Source organism: Acidithiobacillus sp. TH-A35, assembly GCF_057473505.1.
In genome coordinates, this window is sequence record NZ_JBYCKR010000207.1 from 1 (window position 1) to 7,939 (window position 7,939).

6 protein-coding genes are annotated in these 7,939 nt (G+C 59.9%); 3 read left to right on the forward strand and 3 right to left on the reverse strand.

Going from position 1 to position 7,939, the window contains the following annotated elements; translation table 11 throughout:
• Positions 1-115: 115 nt before the first annotated feature.
• On the reverse strand, positions 116-1,825 hold the full coding sequence (locus tag AC2VNK_RS07165) for a glycoside hydrolase family 57 protein (RefSeq protein WP_486883302.1): 1,710 nt from the start codon (positions 1,823-1,825) through the stop codon (positions 116-118).
• A gap of 5 nt (positions 1,826-1,830) precedes the next feature.
• A complete protein-coding gene (gene glgC, locus AC2VNK_RS07170) occupies positions 1,831-3,138 on the reverse strand; it encodes a glucose-1-phosphate adenylyltransferase (RefSeq protein ID WP_291524100.1) in 1,308 nt (435 codons plus the stop codon).
• A gap of 243 nt (positions 3,139-3,381) precedes the next feature.
• On the opposite strand from glgC, the gene glgB reads away from it, so the two are divergent.
• The 3 genes from glgB to AC2VNK_RS07185 are packed head-to-tail and all read left to right on the forward strand — an operon-like array spanning position 3,382 to position 6,961.
• Positions 3,382-5,580, forward strand: coding sequence for a 1,4-alpha-glucan branching protein GlgB (gene glgB, locus AC2VNK_RS07175; protein WP_291524132.1), 2,199 nt, complete (start codon positions 3,382-3,384; stop codon positions 5,578-5,580).
• A gap of 14 nt (positions 5,581-5,594) precedes the next feature.
• Positions 5,595-6,056, forward strand: coding sequence for an NfeD family protein (locus AC2VNK_RS07180; protein WP_291524098.1), 462 nt, complete (start codon positions 5,595-5,597; stop codon positions 6,054-6,056).
• Positions 6,032-6,961, forward strand: coding sequence for an SPFH domain-containing protein (locus tag AC2VNK_RS07185; RefSeq protein ID WP_291524096.1), 930 nt, complete (start codon positions 6,032-6,034; stop codon positions 6,959-6,961). Before AC2VNK_RS07180 ends, AC2VNK_RS07185 begins: the two co-directional genes overlap by 25 nt.
• A 74-nt stretch (positions 6,962-7,035) precedes the next feature.
• Here AC2VNK_RS07185 and pgl read toward each other — a convergent pair whose 3' ends face one another.
• The gene (pgl, locus tag AC2VNK_RS07190) at positions 7,036-7,746 is read right to left on the reverse strand and encodes a 6-phosphogluconolactonase (RefSeq protein WP_486883303.1); all 711 of its coding nucleotides are present in this window, start codon (positions 7,744-7,746) and stop codon (positions 7,036-7,038) included.
• Positions 7,747-7,939 lie beyond the last annotated feature (193 nt).

The window sequence follows — 7,939 nt, forward strand, 5'->3', positions numbered from 1 at the left end:
TGCATCGTCTCTAAAAACGGGTGATAGCAGCGGAGTACGGCATCGTCGATGACGTGGGGGAAGTTGCCGACAGGCTGGTGGGCATGGACGCCCAGGAGGAGCGGGGTGCTGTGGGTCATTCAGGGTCCTTCGCGTGGGTGCGGCGCATGGTACCACCGGCCTCCGCCGCGCCGCCGCCGTGGCTGATGGGCTCGCTGAGGTTGTCGGGGGCGGGGATTTGCATCAGGGTGTATAGCTTGCGGAGGTTAAGACGATACAGATGATCGAAATCGCGAACCGAGTCTGAGGGATTGTAATCACCCAGCCACCAGAACCAGTCGGAGCCCTCACAGCGGCCAAGCTGTTCGAGGATGCGGGCCTGCTGCTCCGCAGGAAATTGCCCGATATGCTGATCCACATCCTGTTTGGCGGCGCAGAGCAGGTCCCAGGCGCGGTTTTTGGCGGCCTCGCCAATCCAGGTGCTGAAGCTGCCGTAGACCCAGCTCCCTGCGGCCAGTCGGGGTATGCTCTTGATGCCGCCGGGATGGTGGCTGACGAAGTCGCTGAAGGTACACATCTGGATGTGGGGGTGATTAGCCAGGGATTTATAGAGCTCCGAGAGAAAGTAATAGCCATTGTAGGGATAGTATTCCCAGGCATTTTCGCCATCGAGAATAACACTGACGACCGGGTTTTCTTCGTGCTCCGTCTGCCGCCATATGGCTTCCAGTTTGTGGATAAAGTCCGTGACGGCATCGTGCCCGGACCAGGTTTTGTAATCGAAGCCGATGGTGTCGGAGAGGGCATCATCGCGGAAGAAGAGCGCAGGGCCTTGCCCTTGCAGTTGATAGGGGCGGTACAAGTATTCCGCCCGGCCGCGGGGGGCGCTGTCATCCTCGCCGAGGAGCAGGCTGTGGGCCAGTACGCCTTCACCAGAGGCCGTCCAGCGCACACCGGCGCTGCCGAGCATTTCGACAAAGGCGGCAGAGATGCCCCCTTCTGCGGGCCAGATACCCTGCGCCGACACCCCGAAATGCGGGGAATGGCTATTCTGCGCCCGTTCGATGTGCCAGCGCGCGCGCTCAGCGCCGCCGGGGTAGGCTGGGCAGGCAGGCAACGGTGCGTCCGCCACCGCTTCTCGCGCCGCCGTGAAGTCGAGCAGCAGCGGGCCGATGGGGTGGTAGTAGGGGGTGGTGGAAATTTCGATGCGCCCCGCTTCTGCCAGAGCGCGATACCGGGGAATCAGGCCGGCGATGAGTTCACCGAGAAAGGCCACCAGTTGCCGACGGTCTTCCTGGCTGAAACCGCGGCCTTTCGCGAACAGCGACTGGAGAAAAGGGCTGCCACGCCGCACGGTTTCCCCGGTCCAGGCCAGGTGATACCAGACCAGGAGGTCCGCAATATATTGTACCGAAAGGTAATCCGCTATCTCGGTCACGTCTTCTTGCATGAGCTGATAAATCTCATGCAGGCGACGATAGGGCGGGAAGGGGGTGAGCATGTGCTCATGGTCGAGGCGAAAGCATTGCTCCAGAAGAAAATGCCGCTGCTCGTTCGACAGTGCTGCCTTGAGATCTTCCGTGGCGAGTGCAATCAGCAGCGGATCGCGGAACTGTCCGCTCTGGAATTGCGCGGTATAGTCCTCCAACTGCTCGACCAATATCGGCACGAAGTTGAACACCCCCCGGGCGAGGGGATTCTCCTCATAGTGCCCCACCATGTCCGCATAGTCTTTGCAGGCATGCAGATAGGTCCACGGCAAGGTGTAGAAGCCGTCGGCATCGCGGTAATCGGGCTGGTGCATGTGCCAACAGAAAATGACATGAAGCGCGCGTGCCGGGGGCATAGGGACTACCTCACAAAATGTAGTTGCTGGCCAAGTAGCTCCGGGGTAATCAGGGTCACGCCGTTGGGCGTGCGATAGAAACGGCGGGCGTCTTCGGTCGGATCTTCACCGACCACCAGCCCGTGCGGGATAATAGTACCCTTGTCCACTACCACCTTGCGCAGGCGTGCACCTTCGCCCATGCGCACGTTGGGCAGGATGACCGAGTCTTCAATCAGGGTGTGTCCGTCATTGACCCGCACGTTGGAGAAGAGCAGGGAGCGGCGGACGGTGGCGCCGCTGATGATGCAGCCGCCGGAAACAATGCTGTCCAGCGCCATGCCTCGGCGGCCTTCATCGTCGAACACGAATTTGGCCGGCGGTAATTGTTCCTGATAGGTCCAGATCGGCCAGCGGCTGTCATAGAGGTCAAGATCGGGAGTGACGTGTACGAGGTCGATATTGGCGGCCCAGTAGGCATCCACCGTGCCCACATCCCGCCAGTAACAGCGGCTGTTGCTTCCCCCGGAACTGGCAACGCAGCTATTGCGGAAGCGATGCGCGATCACCCGGTAGCGCGAGACCATATAAGGGATGAGGTCGTTGCCGAAGTCGTGGGTGGAATCGGGGCTGTCGGAATCGCGAATGAGTTGTTCATAGAGGAAGTCGGTGTTGAATACGTAGATACCCATGCTCGCCAGGGCGCGATCGGGATTGCCGGGGGTGGGGACTGGATCCTGGGGCTTTTCGGTAAAGGCGGTGACACGATCCTCGCTGTTGACGGACATCACGCCGAAGGACTTGGCCTCTTCCAGGGGCACTTCGATGCAGGCGACACTCATGTCGGCTTGGCTTTGGACGTGCTCGGCGAGCATCTGCCCATAGTCCATTTTATAAATATGATCTCCCGCCAGGATAATCACATAGCGCGGCCTGTGGGCGCGGAGGATGTCGATATTCTGGAAAATGGCGTCGGCGGTGCCCTTGTACCAGCCGGTGTTCATGCGCTGCTGAGCGGGAAGAATCTCGGTGAACTCGCTGAACTCGCCGCGAAGAAAACCCCAGCCAAGCTGGATGTGACGGATGAGGCTATGGGATTTGTACTGAGTGAGGATACCAATGCGACGAATACCGGAGTTAAGGCAGTTGGAGAGGCAGAAGTCGACGATGCGGAATTTACCGCCGAAGGGGACGGCGGGTTTGGCGCGCCAGTCGGTCAGCGGACCGAGGCGACTGCCTCGCCCCCCGGCGAGTACCAGAGCTAGGGTATTCTTGGTCAGGTTGCTGACGAAGCGGGGTGAATTGGCTACTCCGAGACTGCCTTCTTCCGACATGACCCTCTCCTTTTTTGGCATAGGCATGGCCCCACCTGCAGTATAGGTGAGATTGCCGATGCGCTGGCTTTTAAGGTACTGAACTTAACCTGTGGCGGCAAGGACTCTGTACATGAAAAGGTCGCGCCTCCGGTGGAGCAGAACTGCGCTCTGGATGTGTTATGCTCAGAAGGCGGTGGCATGATATCAAAGCGAAAACGAGTTCACCCCGGATGGCGGGTAGAGGAGGGTGCGGTGACGGCAATGCAAAAGCGCGGCAGTACAGCGACCGATCTGTCCGGCGAAAGCGAAGACTGCTCGGCTATCCGCGCGGCGCGTCATCACGACCCCTTCGCCTGGCTGGGCCAGCATGTAGCCGGTCAGCAGGCCGTGCAGAGGGCCTTTCTGCCCGGAGCGTTCGGTGTTGAGATACAGACGCCAGCGGGATGGGTGGCTATGGAGCAGAACCATCACGATGGTATTTTCACACGTCAGGGCGAAGCCATAGCGCTGCCGTACCGCCTGCGTTGGGAGGACCGGCATGGGCTTCACGAACGCTACGATCCCTATGTCTTCGGTCCGGTGCTGGGGGATCTGGAGGTTTATCTTTTCGGCGAGGGGCGCCTTTATGAAGCCTATCGTCATCTCGGCGCGCATCGTCGCCATCACGAGGGGGTGGATGGGGTATTATTCGCCGTTTGGGCGCCCAATGCCGAGCGGGTCAGCGTCGTCGGCGATTTCAATGATTGGGACGGCCGCGCTCATCCCATGCGCGCGCGCGGCCAGAGCGGCATCTGGGAACTGTTTGTCCCCGATCTGGCTGTTGGCGAAATCTACAAATTTGAGCTGCGCCACCGCGATTCCGGGGTCGTCTTTGTCAAGACCGACCCCTATGCCCATGCTTTTGAGCTCAGACCCAGCACCGCGGCGCGGGTGGTGGAGACAGGCCACGTTTGGGCCGATCAGGATTGGATGGCGGCGCGCGCTGGCCAGGACTGGCAGCATGCCCCCATGAATATCTACGAGGTGCATCTCGGTTCCTGGCAGCGTGACGCGGGGGGCCATTTTCTCAGTTATGCGACGCTGGCGGAGCGCCTGGTGGCCTACTGTAAAGACATGGGCTATACCCACATTGAGCTGATGCCGGTGATGGAGCACCCTCTGGATGAATCCTGGGGCTACCAGGTGAGCGGTTATTTTGCGCCCACCAGCCGTTTTGGTACACCCGATGATTTCCGTGCCTTTGTAGACCACTTTCACCAGGCGGGTATCGGCGTGCTCCTGGACTGGGTGCCGGGGCATTTCCCTAGGGATGACTGGGGGCTGGCGCGTTTTGACGGCACCGCGCTGTATGAACATGCCGACCCGCGCGAGGGTGAGCACAGCGACTGGGGCACTTACATTTTCAACTTCGGGCGCAATGAGGTGCGCGGTTTCCTGCTGGCTAATGCCTGTTACTGGGCGGATAGTTTCCATATCGACGGGTTGCGCGTGGATGCGGTGGCGTCCCTGCTCTACCGCGATTATTCGCGCCAGGAAGGCGAGTGGATTCCCAACCAGTACGGTGGCCGGGAGAATCTGGAGGCCATTGATTTTCTGCGCGAGATGAATGTGGTCCTCAATGAGCGCCATCCGGGTATCCTCACTATTGCCGAAGAATCCACGTCCTGGCCAATGGTCTCCCGCCCCACCTATGTGGGCGGCCTCGGTTTTTCTATGAAGTGGAATATGGGCTGGATGAATGACACCCTCGCTTATCTGGAGCAGGACCCGGTCTACCGCCGCTTTCACCAGAACGATCTGACCTTCAGCCAGCTTTACGCCTATACGGAAAACTTTGTGTTGCCCCTGTCCCATGACGAAGTGGTGCACGGCAAGCGTTCACTGCTGGACAAAATGCCGGGGGATGCCTGGCAGCGTTTTGCCAACCTGCGTTTGCTCTTCAGTTACCAGTTCGCCCATCCCGGCAAAAAACTGAATTTTATGGGCAACGAGTTCGGCCAGGGACGGGAGTGGGATTGCGGGCAGGCCCTGGACTGGGACCTGCTGCATTGGGACTGGCATCAGGGTATTCAGCGATTGAGCCGCGATCTGGCGCATCTATATCGGGATATCCCGGCTTTGCATGTGCAGGACTTTCACAGCGAGGGCTTCTCCTGGGTGGATTGTCACGATGCCGACCAGTCCGTATTGAGTTTTCTGCGCTGGGATCGGGATGGCGGTTTCGTGCTGGCCGTGTTCAATTTTACGCCGGTGCCACGGCACAATTATCGCCTGGGGGTGCCAGCGGCGGGCCGGTATCATGAGATCTTCAACAGTGACGCGGGCGCTTATCACGGCGGCAATATCGGTAACTTGCCGCAGCAGGCGCAGGCCCAGACATGGATGGGCCTGCCCCATTCGCTGGAACTGGTGCTGCCGCCTCTCGGGGCGATTTATTTACAGTTGACCGGGACAGAATGACCCTGGGGGTGACGATGTTTATGGTCTATGTCGTCATTGCTTTTGGCGCCGGGCTGGCGGAGCTTTTTACGGGTACGTTCTACCTGGCGGCGGTGGCGCTGGCGGCTCTGTTTACGGCTATCACCGGGCTGCTTTTGCCGGGTACGGTGTTGCACTGGGTTTTTTTCGGGTTTTGTCTGGTCTTGCTGCCCACCGGACTGTGGCTACGTCATCGTTTAGCTGCTAAAACCAAAAATCTCGGCGACTTTGATCTGGGGCAGGGCGTGGATGTTGTCAGCGGGCCGGACAGCAATCAGCAATACAGTGTGCGTTATCGCGGTGCCGAGTGGCTGGCGGTTGTAGACGATGGTCCTTCCCCTTGCCCGGGCGACCGGGCCGTCATCATCGCCAAGACGGATAACTTGCTACATTTAGGTGTGCTACCCCGACAAAATTCTGGCAAGGAGCCATTATGTCCTCCCTCATCGTTATCCTGATTGTTGTTGTTGCGGCCTTCTTCATTCTGCGCACCACCATCCGGGTCGTGCCTCAACAGCGCGCTTGGGTCGTCGAGCGCCTTGGTAAATATCATGCAGTGCTGGAGCCGGGGCTGAATTTTATCATCCCTTTTCTGGACCGCATTGCTTTCCGTTTTGACATGCGCGAGGTGCCCATGGAGGTGCCAGCGCAGGTCTGTATCTCCTTTGACAACACCACTATGACCGTAGATGGGGTACTTTATTTGCAGATTACCGATTCGGTAAAAGCGGCTTACGGCTCCAGTAATCCCTTCACGGCGGTTATCCAACTGGCGCAGACCACCATGCGTTCAGAGATCGGCAAATTGCATCTGGATGCGGCGCTTTCGTCCCGACAGTTGCTGAATACGGCCGTTGCTTCATCGGTGGACGAGGCGGCGATTAACTGGGGCGTCAAGGTGCTGCGCTATGAAATCAAGGATATTACTCCGCCCCAGGAGATCATCCGCGCGATGGAGCTGCAGATTACTGCCGAGCGGGAAAAGCGGGCACTGATTGCCAAGTCCGAGGGGCAACGGCAGCAGCAGATCAACACCTCCGAGGGACAACGTCAGCAGGACATCAACGTCGCGGATGGTCGCAAACAGGCGGAAGTGTTGCGCGCCCAGGGTGAAGCCGCAGCCATCCAGTTGGTTGCCGAAGCCACCGCCGCCGCCATCCGCGTCATCGGCGACGCGGCGCGGGCGCCGGGTGGTATTGAGGCCTTGCAGATGCAGCTCGCCAAGGATTACATCGAAAAATGGGGCAACCTCGCCAAGGCGAGCACCAGCCTGGTGATCCCGGCGGATCTGGGCAATATCGGTGCACTGGTGGGTACGGCGCTGTCCATGGTCAAGCAGCAGGGCGGGGCAGCGAAAGCTTGAACACCGCCTGAGGCGCCCGCGAAACCCGGATTCACGGGGGCGAAGTGAGGAGGGATATTGCTATGGAGCCTGGGTCAAATGGTCCCAGGCACTGCTTCCGGCCAGGCCGCATTGTCCAGCCAGACATCGGCTGCTGTGCCTACCAGTGCGGCGGGAATGGATTCGCCCCGTAACCAGGCCGCGAGTGCCATCCGCTTGCCGCTGCCCGTGGTCAGAAAAAACATCTCCCGCGTGTACTGTAATCGCCAGCCGCTCAGGCTCACCCTTTGGGGCGGCGCCTTGGCGGCATCGTGGATGGCGAGGGTGGCGGGGCTGCTTTTTCCCAGGCCCCAGTCGTGGCTGGGGAAAAGGCTGGCCGTATGGCCATCCTCCCCCATTCCCAGCAGGACCAGATCGAAGGCATGCGGCGGAAGCACTGCGGCGTAGTCGCGGGCGGCCACTTCGGCACCCCGCTCGGCCGGGATGTGATGAATTTGTCGCGCCGGAATGGGTACCTGGGACAGCCAGACGGTGTCCAGCATCAGGCTGTTGCGCTCCGGGTCCTGGGGCGGCAGACAGCGCTCATCCCCATGATAGAGGTGCCAGCACTGCCAGTCCCGGCCCAGTTGCGGAAGCATGGCATAAGCCGCGCGGGGGGTGTTGCCGCCGGCAACCACCAGATGGAAGGCGCCGCGCGCGGCAATAGCCTCTTGGGCCATACGCGCGATGGCTGCTGCCAATCTCTGGGCGAGGGCTGCGGTATCAGGATGAATATGCCAGGTGTTGCGGTTCCGGGCTGCTTCCATGTTGATGCACTCCTGTGTGTTCCGGATGATGATCTGCAGGCGTGGTATTCCCCCCGGATCTTTTGCCAGAAAGGATAGCCGCACTTTGCGGCTTGGGTCTATGATGCTGGCTATTGAATATTGCCCTAAAGGAGGTAGAGATGGGTGGTCTGGAGGACTGGGTAGGCAATACCCCCTTATGTGAACTTCGGCG